The organism is Microbacterium sp. sgz311019, assembly GCF_056135325.1.
The window spans coordinates 151638-171095 of the sequence record NZ_JBWAXO010000001.1 but is presented as its reverse complement, the minus strand read 5'-3'; the positions used below and the strand labels follow the sequence as shown (position 1 = coordinate 171095).

At 69.4% G+C, this 19458-nt stretch carries 19 protein-coding genes and 1 tRNA gene; 7 read left to right on the top strand and 13 right to left on the bottom strand.

All coding sequences use genetic code 11. The features are described from left to right. Positions 1–160: 160 nt before the first annotated feature. The 4 genes from AC0NZN_RS00820 (at position 161) to AC0NZN_RS00805 (ending at position 3040) form a co-directional block, all read left to right on the top strand. The gene (locus AC0NZN_RS00820; RefSeq protein WP_474590371.1) at positions 161–652 is read left to right on the top strand and encodes an NfeD family protein; all 492 of its coding nucleotides are present in this window, start codon (positions 161–163) and stop codon (positions 650–652) included. Continuing rightward, positions 649–1689 carry an SPFH domain-containing protein gene (locus AC0NZN_RS00815; protein ID WP_474590370.1) on the top strand — a complete coding sequence of 347 codons (1041 nt, stop codon included), beginning with the start codon at positions 649–651 and terminating at the stop codon, positions 1687–1689. Before AC0NZN_RS00820 ends, AC0NZN_RS00815 begins: the two co-directional genes overlap by 4 nt. Further along, positions 1686–2471 (top strand): glycerophosphodiester phosphodiesterase family protein, encoded by a 786-nt coding sequence (locus AC0NZN_RS00810; RefSeq protein WP_474590369.1) that lies wholly within the window; start codon positions 1686–1688, stop codon positions 2469–2471. Before AC0NZN_RS00815 ends, AC0NZN_RS00810 begins: the two co-directional genes overlap by 4 nt. 185 nt (positions 2472–2656) lie before the next feature. Further along, entirely contained in the window at positions 2657–3040 is a 384-nt protein-coding gene (locus AC0NZN_RS00805; RefSeq protein WP_474590368.1) for an RNA polymerase-binding protein RbpA, read from the top strand. Between the two features lies 1 nt (position 3041). Here AC0NZN_RS00805 and lnt read toward each other — a convergent pair whose 3' ends face one another. The 9 genes from lnt to AC0NZN_RS00760 form a co-directional block, all read right to left on the bottom strand. Next, a complete protein-coding gene (gene lnt, locus AC0NZN_RS00800) occupies positions 3042–4601 on the bottom strand; it encodes an apolipoprotein N-acyltransferase (protein ID WP_474590367.1) in 1560 nt (519 codons plus the stop codon). A 35-nt stretch (positions 4602–4636) separates the two neighbouring features. Further along, positions 4637–7114 (bottom strand): DEAD/DEAH box helicase, encoded by a 2478-nt coding sequence (locus AC0NZN_RS00795; RefSeq protein ID WP_474590366.1) that lies wholly within the window; start codon positions 7112–7114, stop codon positions 4637–4639. Next, positions 7111–7875: a twin-arginine translocase subunit TatC gene (gene tatC / locus AC0NZN_RS00790; RefSeq protein WP_474590365.1), complete on the bottom strand. Its 765-nt coding sequence runs from the start codon at positions 7873–7875 to the stop codon at positions 7111–7113. Before tatC ends, AC0NZN_RS00795 begins: the two co-directional genes overlap by 4 nt. A 65-nt stretch (positions 7876–7940) precedes the next feature. Then, positions 7941–8186 carry a Sec-independent protein translocase subunit TatA gene (gene tatA / locus AC0NZN_RS00785; protein WP_474590364.1) on the bottom strand — a complete coding sequence of 82 codons (246 nt, stop codon included), beginning with the start codon at positions 8184–8186 and terminating at the stop codon, positions 7941–7943. A 62-nt stretch (positions 8187–8248) separates the two neighbouring features. Next, the gene (locus AC0NZN_RS00780) at positions 8249–9208 is read right to left on the bottom strand and encodes a helix-turn-helix transcriptional regulator (RefSeq protein ID WP_474590363.1); all 960 of its coding nucleotides are present in this window, start codon (positions 9206–9208) and stop codon (positions 8249–8251) included. Further along, entirely contained in the window at positions 9205–10200 is a 996-nt protein-coding gene (locus tag AC0NZN_RS00775; RefSeq protein ID WP_474590362.1) for a helix-turn-helix transcriptional regulator, read from the bottom strand. The genes AC0NZN_RS00780 and AC0NZN_RS00775 overlap by 4 nt, the downstream gene beginning before the upstream one ends. 57 nt (positions 10201–10257) lie before the next feature. Beyond that, a complete protein-coding gene (locus AC0NZN_RS00770) occupies positions 10258–11199 on the bottom strand; it encodes an FKBP-type peptidyl-prolyl cis-trans isomerase (protein WP_474590361.1) in 942 nt (313 codons plus the stop codon). Between the two features lie 24 nt (positions 11200–11223). Next, the gene (locus tag AC0NZN_RS00765) at positions 11224–12249 is read right to left on the bottom strand and encodes a tRNA (adenine-N1)-methyltransferase (RefSeq protein ID WP_474590360.1); all 1026 of its coding nucleotides are present in this window, start codon (positions 12247–12249) and stop codon (positions 11224–11226) included. Further along, positions 12246–12947: an HAD family hydrolase gene (locus AC0NZN_RS00760; RefSeq protein WP_474590359.1), complete on the bottom strand. Its 702-nt coding sequence runs from the start codon at positions 12945–12947 to the stop codon at positions 12246–12248. The genes AC0NZN_RS00765 and AC0NZN_RS00760 overlap by 4 nt, the downstream gene beginning before the upstream one ends. A gap of 93 nt (positions 12948–13040) precedes the next feature. Here AC0NZN_RS00760 and AC0NZN_RS00755 point away from each other — a divergent pair, with 93 nt between their 5' ends. Further along, complete coding sequence (locus tag AC0NZN_RS00755; RefSeq protein ID WP_474590358.1) at positions 13041–13916, top strand: PAC2 family protein; 876 nt, start codon at positions 13041–13043, stop codon at positions 13914–13916. A 51-nt stretch (positions 13917–13967) separates the two neighbouring features. Here the strand turns inward: AC0NZN_RS00755 and AC0NZN_RS00750 are convergent, their stop codons facing one another. Continuing rightward, positions 13968–14801, bottom strand: a complete 834-nt coding sequence (locus tag AC0NZN_RS00750) for an undecaprenyl-diphosphate phosphatase (RefSeq protein WP_474590357.1) — start codon at positions 14799–14801, stop codon at positions 13968–13970. A gap of 9 nt (positions 14802–14810) precedes the next feature. After that, positions 14811–16136, bottom strand: a complete 1326-nt coding sequence (locus AC0NZN_RS00745; protein ID WP_474590356.1) for a M20/M25/M40 family metallo-hydrolase — start codon at positions 16134–16136, stop codon at positions 14811–14813. A gap of 101 nt (positions 16137–16237) precedes the next feature. Between AC0NZN_RS00745 and AC0NZN_RS00740 the strand changes: the two genes are divergently transcribed. After that, positions 16238–16322 (top strand) — tRNA-Leu (locus tag AC0NZN_RS00740). Between the two features lie 168 nt (positions 16323–16490). Continuing rightward, complete coding sequence (locus AC0NZN_RS00735) at positions 16491–17051, top strand: sulfocyanin-like copper-binding protein (RefSeq protein ID WP_474590355.1); 561 nt, start codon at positions 16491–16493, stop codon at positions 17049–17051. 94 nt (positions 17052–17145) lie between these two features. Here the strand turns inward: AC0NZN_RS00735 and AC0NZN_RS00730 are convergent, their stop codons facing one another. Together AC0NZN_RS00730 and AC0NZN_RS00725 are read right to left on the bottom strand one after the other, a co-directional pair. Further along, positions 17146–18228 carry a hypothetical protein gene (locus AC0NZN_RS00730; protein WP_474590354.1) on the bottom strand — a complete coding sequence of 361 codons (1083 nt, stop codon included), beginning with the start codon at positions 18226–18228 and terminating at the stop codon, positions 17146–17148. 79 nt (positions 18229–18307) lie between these two features. Continuing rightward, positions 18308–19405 (bottom strand): VIT1/CCC1 transporter family protein, encoded by a 1098-nt coding sequence (locus tag AC0NZN_RS00725; protein ID WP_474590353.1) that lies wholly within the window; start codon positions 19403–19405, stop codon positions 18308–18310. Between the last annotated feature and the right edge of the window lie 53 nt (positions 19406–19458).

Below are 19458 nucleotides of genomic sequence, written 5' to 3'. Positions count from 1 at the left end.
TCCTGTCGTGCTTCCCGCCCTCCGGAGCGGGGCGGATGCGTGGTCCCGCCGAGGTCCGCGGGCTACGGATCGACCCTACCAATCGGGTTCACAGCCCGTTATCCACAGCCTCGGATCCCGTGTCCCGGCGCGCGTGTAATGTTCAGTCCAGGAGGTCGTCGTGGATGTCTTCACCGCAATAGGGCAGTTCGCGTGGATCGGCTGGATCGTCCTCATCGCCGCCTGCCTCGTGATCGAGATGCTCACTCTCACGTTCACGTTCCTGATGCTCGCGGTGGGTGGCGTGGCGGGCCTGATCGCGGATCTGTTCGGTGCCCCGATCTGGCTGCAGGTCCTGATCGCCGCCATCGTTGCGGCACTCCTGATCTTCGGACTCCGGCCGCCGCTGCTGCGGCGCCTGCGGCGCGGCGAGGATCCGACGCCGTCGAACGTCGCAGCCCTCATCGGGATGCCGGGCCGGGTTTCCTCGACGGTCACAGCTCTGGGCGGTCTCGTGAAGCTCTCCAACGGTGACACCTGGTCGGCGAGGACCACGGCGTCCGGTTCCGAGATCCAGGTCGACACGTCCGTGCGTGTCGACCGCATCGACGGAGCCATCGCCTACGTCTCCGTCATTTCCGCCGTAACCGCGCCCCCGGAGGTCGACGCATGAATCCCGACGCCATCATCCCGACGGCGATCGGCTGGCTGCTCGCTGCCGCGATCGTCATCTTCGTCTTCGTCGTCATCTTCCGCTCGGTCCGGATCATCCCCCAGGCGACGGCGGGCATCGTCGAGCGCCTCGGCCGCTACCACAAGACCCTCTCCCCCGGTCTGAACCTGCTGATTCCGTTCATCGACAGGCTCCGGCCCCTCCTCGACATGCGCGAGCAGGTCGTGTCCTTCCCGCCACAGCCGGTCATCACCGAAGACAACCTCGTCGTGTCCATCGACACCGTCGTCTACTTCCAGGTGACGGATGCGCGCGCCGCGACGTACGAGATCGCGAACTACCTGGGTGCCGTGGAGCAGCTCACGACCACCACGCTCCGCAACGTCGTGGGCGGGCTGAATCTCGAGCAGGCGCTGACGAGCCGCGATGAGATCAACGGACAACTCCGCATCGTGCTCGACGAGGCCACCGGCAAGTGGGGGATCCGTGTCTCGCGCGTGGAGCTGAAGGCCATCGACCCGCCCCACAGCATCCAGGACTCCATGGAGAAGCAGATGCGTGCAGAGCGCGACCGGCGTGCCCTGATCCTGACGGCAGAGGGCACGAAGCAGTCCGCGATTCTGGAGGCGGAGGGGCATCGGCAGGCCGTGATCCTGACCGCCGAAGGCGACAAGCAGGCCGCGGTGCTCCGCGCAGAGGGTGAGGCGAAGGCGATCGAGACGGTCTTCAACGCCATCCACATCGGCAACCCGGACGACAAGCTTCTCGCTTACCAGTACCTCCAGACGCTGCCGAAGATCGCAGACAGCGCCTCGAGCAAGCTGTGGATCATCCCGAGTGAGTTCACCGAGGCGCTGAAGGGGCTGAGTGCCAGCTTCATCGGCAAGGGATCCGACTCCCCCGGTTTCGTGCCCGCGGCCGCGCCGGCGTCGCGAGCAGCCGCACGCACGGCCTCCCTGGCCGTGGCGACCGACGAGCCGGCGCTTCCGCCGGCTCCGGAGGCACCCGCCGCGCCCCCCGCTTCTCCGGCTCAGTGACGCATCCCTGGTTCGCGGGCGCCTCCCGCCCGCGGATTCTCGCGCATCGCGGGCTCGTCACCTCCGAGGGCTCCGCGGCAGGGATCGCGGAGAACTCGTTCGCCGCCGTGGCTGCAGCGCACGCGGCAGGAGCCACGTACGTCGAGTCGGATTGCCATCTGACGGCGGACGGGCACGTGGTGCTCTTCCACGACGACACCCTCACGCGCATCACGGGCGACCCGCGCCGGATCGCCGACGTGGAGCTCGGCGAGCTCGACGGCCTGATGGCCGCGCGGGGCGGGCTCATCACGCTCACCCAGGCACTCGAGGCGTTTCCGACCGTGCGCTTCAACCTCGATGCGAAGGCCGACGGTGTCGAGGAGCAGATGGCGCGCGACATCGCCCCCTGTGCCGACCGTGTGCTCGTCGCCAGCTTCTCCGACCAGCGCCGCATCCGAGTGCTCGGCGCCGTTGCAGCGTCGGGGCACGGCATCCTTCCTGCGACCTCCGCGGGGTCGCGCACGATCGCCCGCGTCGTCGGGGCCGTCGCCGTCAGGTCCGATCGCCTGCTCACCCGTGCCCTGTCGGGCCTCGACGCCCTGCAGGTGCCGGAACGGCGCGGTGCCGTGCGCATCGTGACGCGCCGGTTCGTGGATGCTGCGCACCGCCACGGCGTGGAGGTCCATGTGTGGACGGTGAACGATCGGGAGGACATGCAGCGTCTCCTTTCGCTCGGCGTCGACGGCCTGGTGACGGACCGCGCTGATGTCGGTCTCGCGGTGGCTGCCGAGTACGCGTGACGACGATGCCGAATGCGTTCGACGACGATGGCGAACTCGTCCGGCCTCCTTGCCGAGCCGCCGAATCCGGGTGCCGGTGCTCACCCCGCTGAGCATCGTCTGGGAAACCTCCCGGTGAGGGGCCGGTTCGGATGATCCGTCCAGGTCGCCTCGTTATACCTGATGAGCGAGGAGAGGACCACACAATGGCAGACCGCAGCTTGCGCGGCATTCGACTCGGCGCCCAGAGCCTTCAGAGCGAAGACGGCGTCGTGTTCCACGAGCGCGCGCAGTTCACCTACACCTGCACCGCGTGCGGGCGCGACACCACCCTGACGTTCGCCGCCGACGCCGAGGTGCCCGATACCTGGGAGTGCCGCACCTGTGGTGCTGAGGCCGCCCGGCGCGTCGGTGACACGACCATCACGGTCGACCACAGCGACGACAAGGCGCCCCGTACCCACTGGGACATGCTGCTCGAGCGCCGCACGCTCCCGGAACTCGAGGAGCTCCTCGAGGAGCGGCTCGCGTATGTTCGCGCGCGTCGCGGCGCCGGTGAGGACGTCACCGCGGAGAAGATCAGCGCCTGACTCAGGGTTGCAGCGCGATGCCGGTTCCTTCGGGAGCCGGCGTTTTCGCGTTCCGCCTGTAGACGATGACCCCGAGTGCGATGAGCTGCGCCAGGCTTCCCCATCCGAGGATGATCTGCACCCATGATCCGAGGAGGACGGCGGGCGTCAGTCCGGTCCGCAGCGGCACATCGGCCAGCAGGTGGCCCGCCGTGTCGGCGGGCAGGCTCTGGATCGTGCCGCCGTCGGGCGCAATGACCTGACTCGTGCCGACCGTCGAGATGTTGACGACCGAGCGGCCGGTCTCGATCGCGCGCATCCGGGCGACCGCGAGCTGCTGCAGGTTCTCGTCGGTGCCGCGGAAGTCGGCGTTGTTCGTCTGGAACGCGTAGAACTCCGCCCCGGCCTGGGCGCCGTCCCAGATCACATCGTCGTAGATGACGTCGAAGCAGATCGCGAGCCCGATGCCGACGCCGCCCGCACGCACGTAGGGGGGGTCGATTCCCGGAGTGTACTCGCGCTGGATGAGGTTGATGAGATCCGGTGCGAGCGCACCGTAGAGCCATCGGTCCGGCACATACTCCCCGAACGGCACGGGATGCCGCTTGGCATACGACTGCGTGATCCCCGCGCCCGCCTGCCACAGGAACGACGTGTTGAAGTACTCGTCACCCTTCTGGACGATGCCGTTCGCGAGGAAGGGCGCGCCGGCCTTCCGCTGGACTTCATTCAGCACAGTGGCGGTGGGCTCGTCCTGCGTGGGGTCGTAGTCGATGCCGCCCTCGGGCCAGACGAGGAGGTCGAGCTTCTTGCCGAAGAGCGGCTCGGATGCCGCGACCTGAGCGTTCAGGACCGCGTAGTCGTCATGCTTGTCGAAATAGCCGGACGGCCCGTTGCCCTGCACGGCGCCGACGCGCATGGTGCCCGCGGCGGTCGTCGGGAACTGCGGCACGGCGACCAGGACGACGATCAGCGCCACGACCGGGATGGCGGTGCGCAGATCGCGCGGCGATCGCATCCGGGCGTACTCGATGGTCCCCGCACACAGCGCCACGATGAGGAACGTCAGGCCGGACACGCCGACCCAGGAGGCGAGGTGCGCGAGCGGACTGTTGGACTGCGTGAGTCCGATGCGCCCCCAGGGGAATCCGCCGTAGGGCCACGCTCCGACGAACTGCTCGCGTGTCGTCCAGAGCCCGGCCACGAGAAGCGGCAAGGCGATGAGGCGCGACCATGTGCCCGGCATCACGCGCGGCAGCCAACGGTAGCCCATGGCGATCGGGATCGAGCCGATGGCTGTGAGGGTCGCCTCCAGGACCGCAAGGGCCAGCCATGGCACAGGGCCGAGGTACCGCGCCGTGAACGACACATTCACGAGGAAGAACGCGAGTCCGAACAGGAAGCCCACGAGTATGGAGCCCCAGACGGTCCGCCCGATGAGGCTGAGCAGCCCCAGCGTCACACCCACGAACGACATGGGCCACCACGCCAGGTTCGGGAAGGCCGTGGTCAGGGCGAGGCCGCCGATGATCGCGCTGAGGATCGCCGCCCACAGGGGGAGGAACGGGCGGGACGGCGGCACGGATCGAGCCTAAGCCACCGAGAAATGCGCGGGATTCACAACGAGGAGTACGCCACGATGCCGTGCCGCACCTCGTCGAGCGCCGTGCGCGCGGTGGTGGCCAGCGCCGTCTGCGCGACGAGCGAGAGCTGGTCGAGCAGGTCGATCGTCTGCTTCGCCCAGCGTACGAAGTCGCCCGCCGCCATGTCGGCCTCGATGAGCACACGGTCGAGCGGCATCCCGCGTGCCCAAGAGTGCATCGCTGTCGCGAGCCCGGTCGCCACGGTGTTCGAGCCGGGCAGGCGGTGGTCGCGCTCGAGGTCGTCGAGCTCCTGCCAGAGATCCTGCGTCGCGACGAGCGCGGCCCGGAACGGGCCGCGCGGAAGACCGTTCGCCCCGGGGCCGTCCCCGTCCCGCCGCGGTTCATAGACGAGGCAGCACGCGATCGCGGCGAGGGATGCGGCATCCAATCGATTCCAGATCCCGAGCCGCAGAGACTCGGCCACCAGCAGGTCGCGCTCGCCGTAGATGCGCCGCATCGTCGCACCGGATGCCGTGACCCGTGTCGCGGCCCCCGTGCCTTCGACGTAGCCGAGTTCGCCGAGCACCTCGACCACCCGGTCGAAGACCCGGGCGACGGTGCCGGTGCGCGTCTCGATCTGCTGCCGCAGGCGATCGGCGGTTCGGCGCAGCTTCCAGTACCGCTCGGCCCAGCGCGCGTGGTTCTCGCGGTCGGGACAGGAATGGCACGCGTGGCGCTGCATCCGTCGCCGCAGTGTGGCGATCTGCTTCTGCCTGGCGTCGCGCGTGGAGCGGGAGGCGTTCGCGTCCTTGCGGTTGATCTTCTCCAGGTCGCCGAGCTCGCGACGGATCCCGGAGTACTCCGCGAAATCGCCGCGATCGCAGCTCATCGCCTCCGCGTATCCGGCGAGCGATTCCTCCTGCTCCCGGACCTGGCGGGCGAGGCCGACGACGGCGCGGTCGGCCTGGAACTGCGCGAACGACGACTCGAGGATCTCGCGCGCCCGCGGGCGTCCGAACTGCTCGATGAGATTCACGGCCATGTTGTACGTCGGCCGGAAGCTCGAGTTCAGCGGGTACGTGCGACGGGAGGCGAGGGCGGCCACCGCCTGCGGGTCGAGGCCCTCGGTCCACTGGATGACCGCGTGGCCTTCGACGTCGATGCCGCGGCGGCCGGCGCGGCCCGTGAGCTGGGTGTACTCCCCCGGTGTGATGGCGACCCGCGCCTCGCCGTTGAACTTCTCGAGCTTCTCCAGGACCACGGTGCGCGCGGGCATGTTGATGCCGAGGGCGAGCGTCTCGGTCGCAAACACGGCCTTCAGAAGCTTGCGCTGGAAGAGCTCCTCGACGACCTCCTTGAATGCGGGCAAGAGCCCGGCGTGATGCGCGGCGACGCCGCGCTCGAGGTTGTCCAGCCACTCCCAGTACCCGAGGACCGCGAGGTCCTCATCGAGTAGCATCCGCGTGCGCTCGTCGACGATCGCGCGGATCTCGGCCCGCTCCTCCGGCGTCGTCAGTCGCAGTCCGGCGCGGCGCACCTGCTGCACAGCGGCGTCGCACGCCACGCGGCTGAAGATGAAGAAGATCGCGGGCAGAAGGTTCGCCCGACTCAGCAGCTCCACCACGTCGGGACGGTCGAGCCGCTCGATGCGGCTCACATTGGCCGAACGCACGGGTCGCTTGCCACCCTTGTTCGGCCGATGCCGCGCCGCCTCGTAGCCGGCATGGCGCGCGCTGTTCGACGCCTGGGCGCGCCGGTTGCTGTCGTAGGTCTGCCCCTTGAACGAGCGGATGCGCATGAGCTCCTGATTCACGCGCGCGGTCGCCACGCCGGCACGGTCGTCGAACAGAGGCAGGAGGTCGCTGCGGACCAGCACGTGCTGCTCGAGAGGGACCGGCCGCGTCTCGGAGACGATGACCTCGGTGTCGCCGCGCACCGTGTCGAGCCAATCGCCGAACTCCTCCGCGTTGGAGACCGTGGCCGACAGCGACACCAGCCGCACGGCGGACGGGAGGTGGATGATGACCTCCTCCCACACGGCGCCGCGGAACCGGTCGGCGAGGTAGTGCACTTCATCCATCACGACGAACCGCAGCCCGCGCAAGGCGGGCGAGTCCGCGTACAGCATGTTCCGCAGCACCTCGGTCGTCATGACGACGATGCGCGCATTGCCGTTGATGTTCGTGTCGCCTGTGAGCAGGCCCACATCCTCGGCCCCATAGACGTCGACGAGCTCGCGGAACTTCTGGTTCGAGAGCGCCTTCATCGGTGTCGTGTAGAACGCCTTCTCATCGAGCTCCCGCATCGCGAGGTGGATGGCGAACTCGCCGACGATCGTCTTTCCGGCGCCGGTCGGTGCGGCCACGAGCACACTGCGCCCGTCCTCCAGAGCCCGGCACGCCTCGATCTGGAAGGGATCGAGGGAGAACCGCTGAGATTCCGCGAACGCCGCCGACACGGGATGCGCTGCGACCTCACGAGCCTCGGCATACCTCTCGGACGGGGAACTCACCCCGCGGGCTCCGGCGGCAGGATCAGGCTGTCACGCTTGCGCTTGCGTCTGTCGAAGAGCATCGAGACGCCCACCGCGGCGAAGTAGAGGACCCCGAGGATTCCGCCGAGGAGGAGCATCGAGGTCACGTCCGCCGCTGGCGTCGCCGCAGCCGCGAAGATCGCGATGACGATGATGGCGACACGCCACGCCTTGAGGATGCCGCGCCCGGACACGATGCCCGCGAGGTTCAGCGCCACGAGGAAGACCGGGGTGACGAAGGAGACCCCGATCACGAGCAGCAGCTTGAAGACGAAGTCGTAGTAGGTCGAGTAGTCGTAGAACTGCGAGATGCCCTTGCCCTCGGGCACGAAGTTGGACATCAGGATGACCATGTGCGGCATGATCCACCAGCCGACGAACAGGCCCGCCGCGAACAGCGGGACCGCCGCCGCAAGGAACCCGATGGTGTAACGGATCTCCTTGCGCGTCAGGCCCGGCATGATGAATGCCCAGATCTGCCAGAGCCAGATGGGGGCTGAGATCAGCAGGCCGATCGCGAAGGCGATGCGCATGTGCAGATCGAACCCGCTCGAGACCGTCGTGAAGTTCAGGGCGGTGAGGTGGTGTCCGTGTTCATTCGCGATCTGCTGGATCGGCCATGAGAGGAGATCGATGATCGGCCCCGACACGATGAATGCGATCACCATGCCGACGATCAGCGCCGCGGCAGCGATGAACAGTCGCTTGCGCAGCTCTACGAGATGCTGGACGAGAGACATCCGCTTCTCGTTGCGATGTGCCTCCGGCTCGCTGAGCTGGGAGGTACCAGCCGTGGCCACGAGCGTCAGGAGTTGGGTTCGGCGGGCTTGCCCGAGTCGACCGAAGCCTTCGCCGCGTCGTCCGCGTTCGGCTGCTCGGTCTTCGAGGCCGTCGTCGCGGAGTCCTCTTCCTTCATGGCCTTCATCTCGCCCTTGAACACCCGCGCCGACTGCCCGAGGCTCTTCGCCAGCGCCGGCAGCTTCGCCGCGCCGAAGATCAGGATGATGACGGCGAGGATGATCAGCAGGTGAGGCCATCCGAATGCGCCCATGGTGAGACCTCCAAGTCGTTTGAGCTCAGTCTAATACGGTGCGCAACAGCTGTCCGCGAGTCTCAGCGGTATTGGGCGAGTCCGGCCTCGGCCCAGGCAGCGGCTGCCGCGCGGGCGGCGGGCGGCGACACGATCTCCACCGCTCCCCCGCGTCGAGCGGCGAGGCGCTTGAGGCTGTGCTCATCCGCGACCTGCAGCGTCGCCGTGGTGATGCCACCCGCCGACTCCAGGATCGCCCGGTCGAGATAGTCGCCGAGCAGCGGCGCGACGTCGTCGGCGAACCGCACGCGGACATCGATGTCGTTCTCGCCGGGCGAGAAGAGCGCGGGCACGCTCTCGTCGCCGTGCGTGATCGGGATGTCGGTGAGCTCGAGATCGCTCACGCGGTCGAGGTGGAACGTGCGCATGGCCTGACGGAGGTGACACCAGCCCTGCAGGTACCACTCGCCGTTCGCGATGTGCACCTTGACCGGGTCGACAGTGCGCGTGGTGGCCGCGGCATCCGGCGCCTTGTACGTGAAGGAGAGCGCGACGCCGGAGCGCAGCGCCTCATCGACGGCGACGCGGACGGCGTCGACCGGGGGCGGCACGACGATGACCTCCGCAGGAGCGCTGGCCGCTCCCTTGGACAGCTTCGCGAGGAGACCGGTGACGACCCCGCTCGAGTCGACGCCCGGCAGCGAGCGGGCGAGCTGCAGACCGGCGAGGAGGGCGGCGGCCTCGCGGGCCGTGAGCTTCGGCGCGCGCTCGAGGGCCACGGTGTTGGTGATGACGATGGCGTCCTGCTCGTCGAGCAGCTCCCAGTCGATGTCGAACAGGTCGTTCGGCATCTGCCAGTACCCCGCATCCCCGGGGCGGCCGATCATGGTGAGCTGGCGCACCATCGCGCGCATCTGCTCCTTCGAGACGTCGAAGTCGGCGGCCGCCTCGGCGATCGACACCTCCTCTTTCGCGACGAGGTAGGGAACGAGCTGCAGCATCAGGGCGGCGCGCGCGGACGCCTGAGCGGGACGCGGGCTCATGCGGCGCTCCCCGTGTGTACGGCCAGCGTCGCGCGCAGGCGACGGACGACCTCGTTGCGCAGCTCGAGGGGCTCGACCACCCGGACCTCCGGGCCGTACGAGGCGAGCTCATCGGCCAGGATGTGGACGTCGACGTAGTTCACGCGGATGCCCTGATCCGCCGGCATCGCGCGACGGCCGAGCCGCAGCGCTGCCTCGGTTCCCGGGTTCACCTCGAGCAGGGCCGACATGCGCGCGGCGACCGCCTCGAGCCCCTTCAGGGCCCGGTCCCCCGCGCCCTCGCGCTGCGCAGGGTCGAATCCCTCGCGGGTCATGACGACGTCGCCGACGATGCGCGAGAGCAGGAACGTGCGGTCCGCCTGGGCGACGAGGTCGTAGCCGTACACGTGCCACCGGGATTCGTAGTCGACGAGCGCGAGGGGACGGATCCGGCGCACCCGCGGCGACGGCTCGCCCGGCTTGAGGTACGGGAAGGTGACGACACGTGACTGTTCGATGGCCTGCTGCAGCGGCGCGAAAGCGGGGTCGCGCAGGCTGATGCGCGGGGCGTATCCGATGATCGGCTCGTCGACGCTGATGCCGAGTGCCCGGATCTTCCGCAGGCCGCTGCGGGCCTCATCCGACAACGATCCCTCGCCCCACACGCTCCCGGCCAGGTTCAGCAGGGCGATCTCTGCGGGCGTGAAGTCGATGTCGACGGGCAGCTCGTACTCCCCCGATGGCACGCGGTAACGGGCCTCGCGCAGATCGTCCGGGTCCGCGGCATCCCCGATCGTCTCGATCGGCACGCCGAGCCTGCGCAGACTCTCCTTGTCGCGCTCGAACATCTTCTCCAGCGCGTCCCGGCCGGCGCCGCCCTCGGACTGCTCGCGATAGCCGGAGACCGACTCGAGGATGGTGTCCTTCGTGAGCCCCTGCTCGGTGGCCATGAGGGCCACCACGAGATTGAGCAGGCGCTCCTCGGGAGCCGTGTTCGTCGCCACGAACCCCATCCTATGGGCGAGCTATCGACCGCAGGTCTCCGTCGGGAGGTTCGCGCGCGTCGGGTGTCAGCTCGAGGCTGCGACGTCCAGACCGAGGATGTCGATGACGTAGATGTGCGCCTGCTTCTGGTCGCCGCTGGACGCGCCGTCCTTGCTCGCGGGCACCACGACGAGCACCTGCGATCCGACGGTGGCACCCTTCAGCGCCTTGGCGAGATCAGGTGAGACGCTGGAGAGGTCGACCGATTCGGGCTCGTTGTCCCACGTCGTGTTGACGACCTTCTTGTCGTCCCATGTCACCTCGAGGGCATGGATGCGCACGGGCTCCGCGCCGGTGACGGCAGCGCCGTCGCCCTTCTTCAGCGTCTGGACGACCAGGTCGTTCGGTGCGGATCCGTCGGGGACGATGAGGCCCGGGCGGCCGCTGTCTGTGCGGACGACGACGGGCAGTCCGAAGCCGGCGTTGTACTGGTCCGCCCCGTCGGCCCTGGTCAAGTAGACCTTCTCGACGTCGATGACGGCGACCGAGGAATCGTGCGAGCCCAGGGCGAGGCCCGAGTCCGCGGAGACGCCCTTCGGCGGGAGCGCCACGGCGACACGGGTGCCAGGGGTCGCGCACTGCACCGCGTCGCGGATTCCGGGCAGGATCTTCGTCCAGAACGACAGCGGCTGAACCTGCGACAGGTCGCCGTACGCGGTGGTGCCGAGCACCTTGCCGTCGGCGCCGCTCACGACGGTGATGCCGAGGACGACGAGCTGGTCGTCCGCCGTGATGGGCGTGCCCTTGCCCGTCTCCACGGTCGTGAACGACGTGTCGGAGGTGTGGAACGGAGTGCCGATGCGCACCGTCGGCTTCGAGCCGACCGCTCCGCTGACGTCGATCAGGCCGGCGGCGTCGCCGACCGACGAGGGGGTCGGGCACGAGGCGGCGGTCGTGCCGGACGCGCAGCCGGTCAGGGCGAGGGCGGAGAGGCCGATGACGGCGAGGACAGCAGGCAGAGTTCGCACCGGAAAAGTCTAGGCGGCGCGACCCTATGAGTCCGACGTGAGCTCGTCGTCGCCCGGGACCCCTGCCGCCAGACGCGCGCCGTCCGCGGCGCGCTGGGCCTCGCGGACGCGCTTGCGCAGGTTCTTGTCCGTGATGGTGCGGTCGCCGACGGCTCCCGGTGTCCACAGCTCAACGTCCTCGTCGCCGTACGAGGCCTTCTTCACCGCGCGTTTGCGCACATCGGGCGGCATCGCGCCCGGTGCGAGCCGGCGCGCCGTGATGAGGAACCCGGTGTGGGCGACCATGCGGTGGTCGGGGCGCACCGCGAGACCTTCGACATGCCAGCCGCGGACCATGGTCTCGCTGGCCTGCGGCTCCGTGAACAGCTCGGTGCCGCGGATGGACTCCGCCACACGGCTGAGCTGGGTCGCGGTGGCGACGTAGCAGATCACGACGCCGCCCGGCGCGAGCGCATCTGCGACGACGTCGATGCACTCCCACGGAGCGAGCATGTCGAGCACCACGCGATCGACGGATGCGGGCTCGAGCGTGCGGGGCAGGGCCTCGACGAGGTCGCCGACGACCACATCCCAGTTGCCCGGCATCCCGCCCATGAACGTCTCGACGTTCGCGCGCGCCACGTCGGCGAACTCGTCGCGGCGCTCGAACGAGACGAGCCGCCCCTCGTCGCCCACCGCGCGCAGAAGGGAGAGCGAGAGGGCCCCGGAGCCGACGCCGGCCTCGACCACGACCGCACCGGGGAAGATGTCGGCCTGCACGACGATCTGCCCCGCATCCTTCGGATAGACGATCGCCGCGCCACGCGGCATCGACATCACGAAGTCGCGCAGGAGCGGGCGCAGGGCGAGGTACTCCATGCCCGAGCTGTTCGCGACGACCGAGCCGTCGGGAAGCCCGATGAGCGACTCGTGGCGCAGCACGCCGTGGTGGGTGTGCAGCTCGCCGCCCTCGCGGAGCGTGACCGTGTGCAGGCGCCCCTTGGGGCCGGTGAGCTGGACCCGGTCGCCGAAGCGGAAGGGCCCGCGCGGGCGCAGGTCGGTGTCAGTCATGCGCGGGTGCGCTCCTCTCGGACGTGACGGGCGTGCAGCGCCCGGAGATCGTCTGCCGTCCGTCCGTCGAGCGTCGGCCACAGCTCGTGGGCGCCGACGCCCTCGAGCGAGAGGGCGAGCGGCACGCCGAGGCTCACGGCGCCCGAGGCCACCGCGGAGCGCAGGCCGTTCGGCGAATCCTCGATCGCGACGGCGTCGGCGGAGCGAACGCCCAAGGCCTCGCACGCCAGCAGGTAGGGATCGGGGTAGGGCTTGGGCCGCGTCACATCGTCCCCGCCCAGGACGACGTCGAAGGCGTCGAAGCCGATGCGCTGGACGATGATGTCGGCCATGCGGCGTCGCGACATCGTGACGAGGCCGGTCGGGATGCCGGCATCCTTCAGACTGCGCAGCAGCGCGCGCGCACCGGGACGGAACGGGTCTCGGCCCCCTGCCTCGCGCTCGTTCTCCAACTGCGTCATGACCTGATCGGTCAGCCACTGCACGATGTGCTCCTCGGCCATCCGTACGCCGGCGGCCTGGAGCACCCGCGCGCCGTCCTCGAGGCCGGCTCCGACGAGGCCGAGCGCCTGCTCGTGCGTCCACGTGCCGCCGAAGCTCTCGACGAGCTCTCCTTCGGCTGCCATCCAGTACGGCTCGGTGTCGACGAGGGTGCCGTCCATGTCCCACAGGACGGCGGCGAGGCCGGGCGTTGTCACGAGACGACTCTACCGACCGGTCCGATGTGCGCCCTCGCTCCGCCCGCCCGCGCGGGGGCGGGCCTATCCTGGGAGGAAACGGGAGGAGCTCGTGTGGATGGACTCGGCCGACGGATCCTCGTCGCCGCTTTCGACGGCTGGAACGACGCGGGAGAGGCCGCGACGTCGGCTGTGGCGTTGATGCGCGACCAGGGCTCGTACGAGAGAGTCTTCGGCGTCGACCCCGAGCTGTACTTCGACTACCAGTACACGCGGCCGGTCGTCGCCCTGGACGCAGAGGGCCACCGCACGCTCCGCTGGCCGGAGGCGACGATCCTGCGTCCCGCGAAGTCGCGACGCGGGCCCCAGCTGTGGCTGCTGACCGGCGCCGAGCCGGCGCGTGCCTGGCAGGGCTTCGCCGCCGAGATCATCGACGTCGCCCTCCGCGAAGACATCACGGGCTTCGTCGGGCTGGGATCGATGATGTCCGACGTGCCGCATACACGGCCGATCTCGGTCTTCGCATCGAGCGAGAGCGAGGCGCTGCGCACGTCGCTCGACCTCGAGCGCAGCACATACGAGGGACCGACAGGCATCCTGAGCGTGATCGCCGCCGGCGCGGAGGCCGCCGGCATCCCCTCCGCCATGCTGTGGGCGAGCGTGCCGCACTACGTCGCAGGGCACACGCCCTCCCCCAAGGCCAGTCTGGCTCTTCTCGACCGACTCGAGGATGTGACGGGCGCACCTGTGCCGCGGGGCGAGCTGGCCGCCGAGGCCGCCACGTGGGAGGCGACCATCGACGCCGCTGCAGCCGATGACGACGAGATGCGCGAGTACATCCGGCAGCTCGAGGCCACCCGCGACACGTGGGATTCACCGGATGCATCGGGGGATGCCATCGCGCGGGAGTTCGAGCGCTACCTGCGTCGCAACGGCGACGGGCCGGGCGACTCGCGGAAGCCGGGGCGCGACGACCCTCCTCGCCGCTGACGCGCACGTTGAAGGGATGCCTCTGAGCATCCCTTCATCGCCTCTTGCACATCAGAACGGCTGGATGACGCCGAGCGACAGCAGCACGAGCAGCAGCGTGCCGAGGAAGACGCGGTAGACGACGAACGGCAGGAAGCTGTGCTTCGAGATCCAGCTCATGAAGAAGGCGATGACGGCGAGGCCCACGCCGAAGGCGACGGCCGTCGCGACCGCCGTCTCGAGCAGTGAATAGACGGCTGTCTCCGGCTTCTTGAGGCTCGAGAAGAGCTCGAAGAAGCCGCTGCCGAAGACTGCGGGGATCGCCAGGAGGAAGGCGTAGCGAGCGGCCGCGGCGCGCTCGTAGCCGAGGAAGAGGCCGGCGGTGATCGTGCCGCCGGAGCGCGAGACGCCCGGAAGGAGCGCCAGCGCCTGCGCGAATCCGTAGATCACGCCCTGGCCGACCGTGAGCTCCGCGAGCGTGCGCCGTTTCGCCCCGACCATGTCGGCGATGCCGAGGAGCACGCCGAAGAGGATGAGCGTGGCCGCGATGATCCACAGCGAGCGGAACGCGGTCTCGATCTGCTTCTGGAACAGGACTCCCAGCACCACGATCGGGATGGTGCCGATGATGATGAGCCAGCCGAGGCGCGCATCGGGGTCGCTGCGGGGCACGCGCCCGATCAGCGACCGGAACCACCGGCCTACGATGCGCACGATGTCGCGCCAGAAGAACACTGCGACCGCGGTCTCCGTTCCGAGCTGGGTGATGGCGGTGAACGCGGCGCCGGGATCCTGCGCATCCGGGAGGAATGCTCCGACGATGCGCAGGTGCGCACTGGATGAGACCGGGAGGAACTCGGTGAGCCCCTGCACGAGTCCGAGGAAGATCGCCTCGATGAGGTGCATGGACGCCTCTCAGTACGTGCGCAGGAGGTCGGTCAGCACGCGCTGCCCGAACTCCAGCGCATCGAGCGGCACCCGCTCGTCCGTCCCATGGAACATGCCTGTGAAGTCGAAGTCGACGGGCAGGCGCAGCGGCGCGAAGCCGTAGCCGGTGATGCCGAGCCGCGACAGAGCCTTGTTGTCCGTGCCACCGGCGAGCATGTACGGGAGGACCGGCACGCCGGGGTCATGGGCGCCGAGTGCGCCGACCATGGCCTCGACGAGAGCTCCCTCGAACGGGGTCTCCAAGCCGATGTCGCGGACGACGGTCTCGATCTCGACGTCGGGTCCGACGATCTCGCGGATCTCTGCGAGCGCGGCGTCCTCGGTGCCCGGCAGCACGCGCACGTCGATCGTCGCCTCCGCGAGATCGGGGATGACGTTGTGCTTGTAGCCGGCCGTGAGGCCCGTGGGATTGGTCGTCGTGCGCCACGACGACTTCAGGAATCCGGATGCCGGTCCCGCAGCGTCCGCGACGATGTCGGGGTCGGTGCCTTCGGCGGACGCTCCGAGGCTCTGGAGACCCTCCAGGAGTGCTCGCGTCGTCGGAGTGAGCGTGACGGGCCAGGAGGCGCGCCCGAGGCGCGCGACGGCCTCCGAGAGGAGCGTGACAGCGTTCACGGGGTGGAAGCGGCTGCCATGGCCGCCCCGCGTGCGGGCGACGAGGCGGATCCAGACGAGCGCCTTCTCCCCCACCTGCAGCAGGTACGCACGGCGGTTCGCAACGGCGATCGAGTACCCGCCGACTTCGCTGATCGCCTCCGTCGCTCCGGCGAACCACTCCGGGCGATCACGGACGACGAGGGCGGAGCCCTCGACACCCCCGTTCTCCTCGTCGGCGAAGAACGTCAGCACGAGGTCGCGTTCAGGCTGCTCGCCCGAGCGGAGGATGTCCGCCACCGATGTCAGGATCATCGCGTCCATGTTCTTCATGTCGACCGCGCCGCGGCCCCACAGCATCCCCTCGCGGATCTCGCCCGCGAACGGGTCGACGCTCCAGTCCTCGGCGATGGCGGGGACGACGTCGAGGTGCCCGTGGACGACCAGCGCCGGCTTGTCGGGGTTCTTTCCGCGCACGCGCGCCGACACGTTCGTGCGGCGATCGATGGGCTCGTAGTACTGCGGCTCGAGACCGAGCGCGGCGAGGTAGGCGCCCACGTATTCCGCGGCCTCGCGTTCGCCGCGGGAGCGGCCGCCTCCCCAGTTCGTGGTGTCGAACCGGATCAGATCCCGTGCGACCCGCACGACCTCCGCTCGGGGCTCCTCTGGTGCGTGCGGGGAGTCCGGGTTCTCGGGCATGCGTCCCAGGCTATCGGCACGCTCGCGGGTGCACCGATTCTGTGGCCGGCGCTTTACGTGATAGTGTCAGTCCTCGGTTGCGAGAGCAGCCGACACCACCTGCGCGGGTGGCGGAATAGGTAGACGCGCTAGCTTGAGGTGCTAGTGCCCGTATAGGGCGTGGGGGTTCAAGTCCCCCCTCGCGCACAGTTGAGAATAGCCCCTGATCTGGGATTCTAGGTTCCAGATCAGGGGCTTTCCTTGTCTCGCGCGCTTGCGCGGTCCGCCTTGGTGCAGGCCGTCGAGGGGTCGAAAGTCCTTGTCCTTCATCGCCTCGAGCGTGACGCTGAGGAGAGCGGCGGGGAGGCGAGCGCGATGACGGTGAGGCGCGGGAACACGACCGCGGCGCTGATCGCGGTTCCGGCGGTTCTCCTGCTGGTCGCCGGGTCTCTGATCGTGGTCGCCGTCTGGGGTGCGCCCTCCGGCCGCCTTCCAGGAGTCGCCTCCTGCTCGGTGCCCCCTCTTCCCGGCGCCACCGTGCAGGTGACGGCGACCGACATGGGTGCCGGGATGGGGCGCAGAGCGATGCCGTACCACAGCATGCGGCTCGCGGCGGGCAGCACCGCGGCGCCGCACGGCGAGGTCTCGTTCATCGTCACGAACCTGGGCAGCATGCCGCACGAACTCGTCGTCCTGCCGCTGCCGCCGGACGAGATCGCCGGATCGCGCCCGATCGGGACGGACGGGCGCATCGATGAGACCGGAGCCGTCGGCGAGGCGTCGGCTTCGTGCGCGGCGGGCGGCGGTGACGGAATCGCGCCCGGGTCGGTCTCCTGGGTCACGCTGACTCTGCCGGCCGGCCGCTACGAACTCGTCTGCAACTTCCCCGGCCACTACGCGGCAGGCATGTACGAGGAGTTCGCCGCGACCCCGTGACCACTGTCGTGGCGCACGAGAGGGCAGATCTGGTGCGCGTCGTTCAATGGCCTCGATCCCTGGGAACCGCGCACGTGCGGTGGTCGCACCGCCCTCACGTCACCAGCACGGGCTCCGTCTTCAGCTCGGCAGCGACCGCGGTCGCGCCCGCGGGCTCGGTGGCGACCTCGGTGACGAGCACGGTGGCGAGCGCGGTGTTGCGGATGAAGAGGATGATCCACGCGAACGCCATCACGGCGGCGATGAGCTCGACCGCGGTGAGCGTGTAGTACCCCACCGCGTAGAACGAGCCGATGAGCACCGTCACGCCGACGAAGACGCGTCCGAGCCAGATGAATCCGCGGGCGAGTCCCGGCATCCACGACTCCACCCGGAGGGCCAGGATGCAGAAGACGACGCCCATCCCGGATGCCGACAGCGTGTGGATCCAGAAGAAGTCGTCGACAGGGAACAGCCCGACGAAGGCGAGCAGCACGCCCATCAGCACCAGGAAGATGCGGAGCCTCGCGACGCCGCTCGCGCTCGCCCCGGGAAGCGCGCGCGTGATGTAGCGCGTGAGCGTCGTGATCATCATCCCGGCGACGATGAGGGTGAGGTTGAAGGTCAGGGCCGAGGTGTCCCTGGTCATGCCGAGGGCGCTAAGGTTGTCCCGCCACCAGTGCGGGTTGCTCGCACTGAGCATGCTCGCGACGAGTCCCTCGGCGAGGAAGATCGCGAGGACCACCGCCAGTGTCATGAGGCTGCTCCCCGTCGCGGCGTGCAGCACCAGATAAGTCGTGACAGCGGTGACCGCGCCCGCGACGAACAGGACCGGGATCGGGTCGACGACGGCCCTGGCGAAGCTCTGCGCCAGGATCGCCGACAGCAGTGTCCACGACAGCAGCGCGATGACCGCGTGGGCGAGGGCGACCACGCCGAGGTCGACGAGGTCCATGAGCCGCGGCGAATGCTTCGGATCGCGAACGACGTACCGACCGAACACGAAGACGACGATGGCTGCGACGGTCGCCGCGATCGCCGCGAACTGGCCGACGGACCCCGGTCCCGCGATCGGAGCGGGCGCGAGACGGAAGACCAGCAGCGCGGCAACGATCGAGGCGCCGGACGCGACACCTGCGACGCCGATCGCAAGGGATTCGCGGGCGCACCCGTCGGCGGTGAACACGATCTGCGTCATCGCCAATTCCACCCCCCGCTTGATTTTACGGGCCGGAGCGCCGAAACGCTCTCATACGCTCAGTGTGAAAAATCGAAGGTCAGCCGCCCATCGTGACATCGAACAGCAGACCGAGCACATAAGTGACCGCCGCCGCCCCGAATCCGATCGAGAGCTGGCGCAGCCCGCGCATCAACGGGGAGGTCCCCGACAGCAGTCCCACCATCGCGCCCGTGAGCATCAGGGCGATGCCCACGAGCACGAGCGCGAGGACCACCGCGGTGAGGCCGGAGAGCCCGAAGATCCACGGCAGCACGGGGATCACGGCCCCGGACGCGAAGAAGAGGAAGCTCGACAGGGCGGCCCGCCATGCATCGCCGATCACCTCGTGGGTCTCCGTCACGTCGGCGCGGTGGCGGTAGGAGAGCGGGCGATCGGATGCCGCTGCCTTCGCCTGCTCGAGGGTCTGCTGGGCGCGCTCCTGCGCCGCGATCTCGGTCAGTCCGCGGGAGCGGTAGACCAGGGCCAGCTCGTTGGCGTCGAGGTCCAGATCGGGCAGCACCTCCGCAGCGTCGGAGCCCGGCTCCGTGGCGGCGAGGAGCTCGCGCTGCGATTGGACCGAGACGAACTCGCCGGCCCCCATCGAGAGGGCGCCCGCCAGGAGTCCTGCGATGCCGCTGAAGAGGACGAGCTGAGGCGGGGCGCCCGTCGCGCCGATGCCCATGACGAGCGCGAGGTTCGACACGAGCCCGTCGTTGGCGCCGAACACCGCTGCCCGGAACGTGCCGGACAGATGCCGGCGTCCGCGCGCGGCGAGGCCGCGCACGACCTCGCGGTGGACCTTCTCGTCGGCGCGCATCGCCGCGGTGGCGTGCGGGTCGTCGTCGTACGGCGAGCGGTCCTCGGCGTTCTGCGCGAGGGCGAGGACGAAGATCGAGCCGAAGCGCCCCGCCATCCACCCGAGGGCGCGCGTGCGGAACGACGCACGGGGAAGGGATGCCGGCTCCCCGCCGAGGATCGTCAGCCAGTGCTGCTCGTGCCGTCCCTCCGCGTCGGCGAGGGCGAGGAGGATCTCGCGCTCCTCCCCCGAGCGCCGCTGGGCGAGCTCGCGGTAGACCCGGGCCTCGGCGCGCTCGTTCACGAGGTACCGCGTCCAGCGGCGACGCTCGCGGGCAGTGGGCGGGGCGGGCGCGCTCACGGGAGCCTCCTCGGCTGCGGTGGGTGGGGGGAACCGTTCGAGGCTATCCGCCA

Bases quoted from the DNA above. Each gene is read 5' to 3' on its own strand.
- AC0NZN_RS00815 (WP_474590370.1), top strand. From the start codon at position 649: ATGAATCCCGACGCCATCATCCCGACGGCGATCGGCTGGCTGCTCGCT.
- AC0NZN_RS00805 (WP_474590368.1), top strand. From the start codon at position 2,657: ATGGCAGACCGCAGCTTGCGCGGCATTCGACTCGGCGCCCAGAGCCTT.
- tatC (WP_474590365.1), bottom strand. From the start codon at position 7,875: ATGTCTCTCGTCCAGCATCTCGTAGAGCTGCGCAAGCGACTGTTCATC.
- tatA (WP_474590364.1), bottom strand. From the start codon at position 8,186: ATGGGCGCATTCGGATGGCCTCACCTGCTGATCATCCTCGCCGTCATC.
- AC0NZN_RS00780 (WP_474590363.1), bottom strand. From the start codon at position 9,208: ATGAGCCCGCGTCCCGCTCAGGCGTCCGCGCGCGCCGCCCTGATGCTG.
- AC0NZN_RS00775 (WP_474590362.1), bottom strand. From the start codon at position 10,200: ATGGGGTTCGTGGCGACGAACACGGCTCCCGAGGAGCGCCTGCTCAAT.
- AC0NZN_RS00765 (WP_474590360.1), bottom strand. From the start codon at position 12,249: ATGACTGACACCGACCTGCGCCCGCGCGGGCCCTTCCGCTTCGGCGAC.
- AC0NZN_RS00750 (WP_474590357.1), bottom strand. From the start codon at position 14,801: ATGCACCTCATCGAGGCGATCTTCCTCGGACTCGTGCAGGGGCTCACC.
- AC0NZN_RS00745 (WP_474590356.1), bottom strand. From the start codon at position 16,136: ATGCCCGAGAACCCGGACTCCCCGCACGCACCAGAGGAGCCCCGAGCG.
- AC0NZN_RS00735 (WP_474590355.1), top strand. From the start codon at position 16,491: ATGACGGTGAGGCGCGGGAACACGACCGCGGCGCTGATCGCGGTTCCG.
- AC0NZN_RS00730 (WP_474590354.1), bottom strand. From the start codon at position 18,228: ATGACGCAGATCGTGTTCACCGCCGACGGGTGCGCCCGCGAATCCCTT.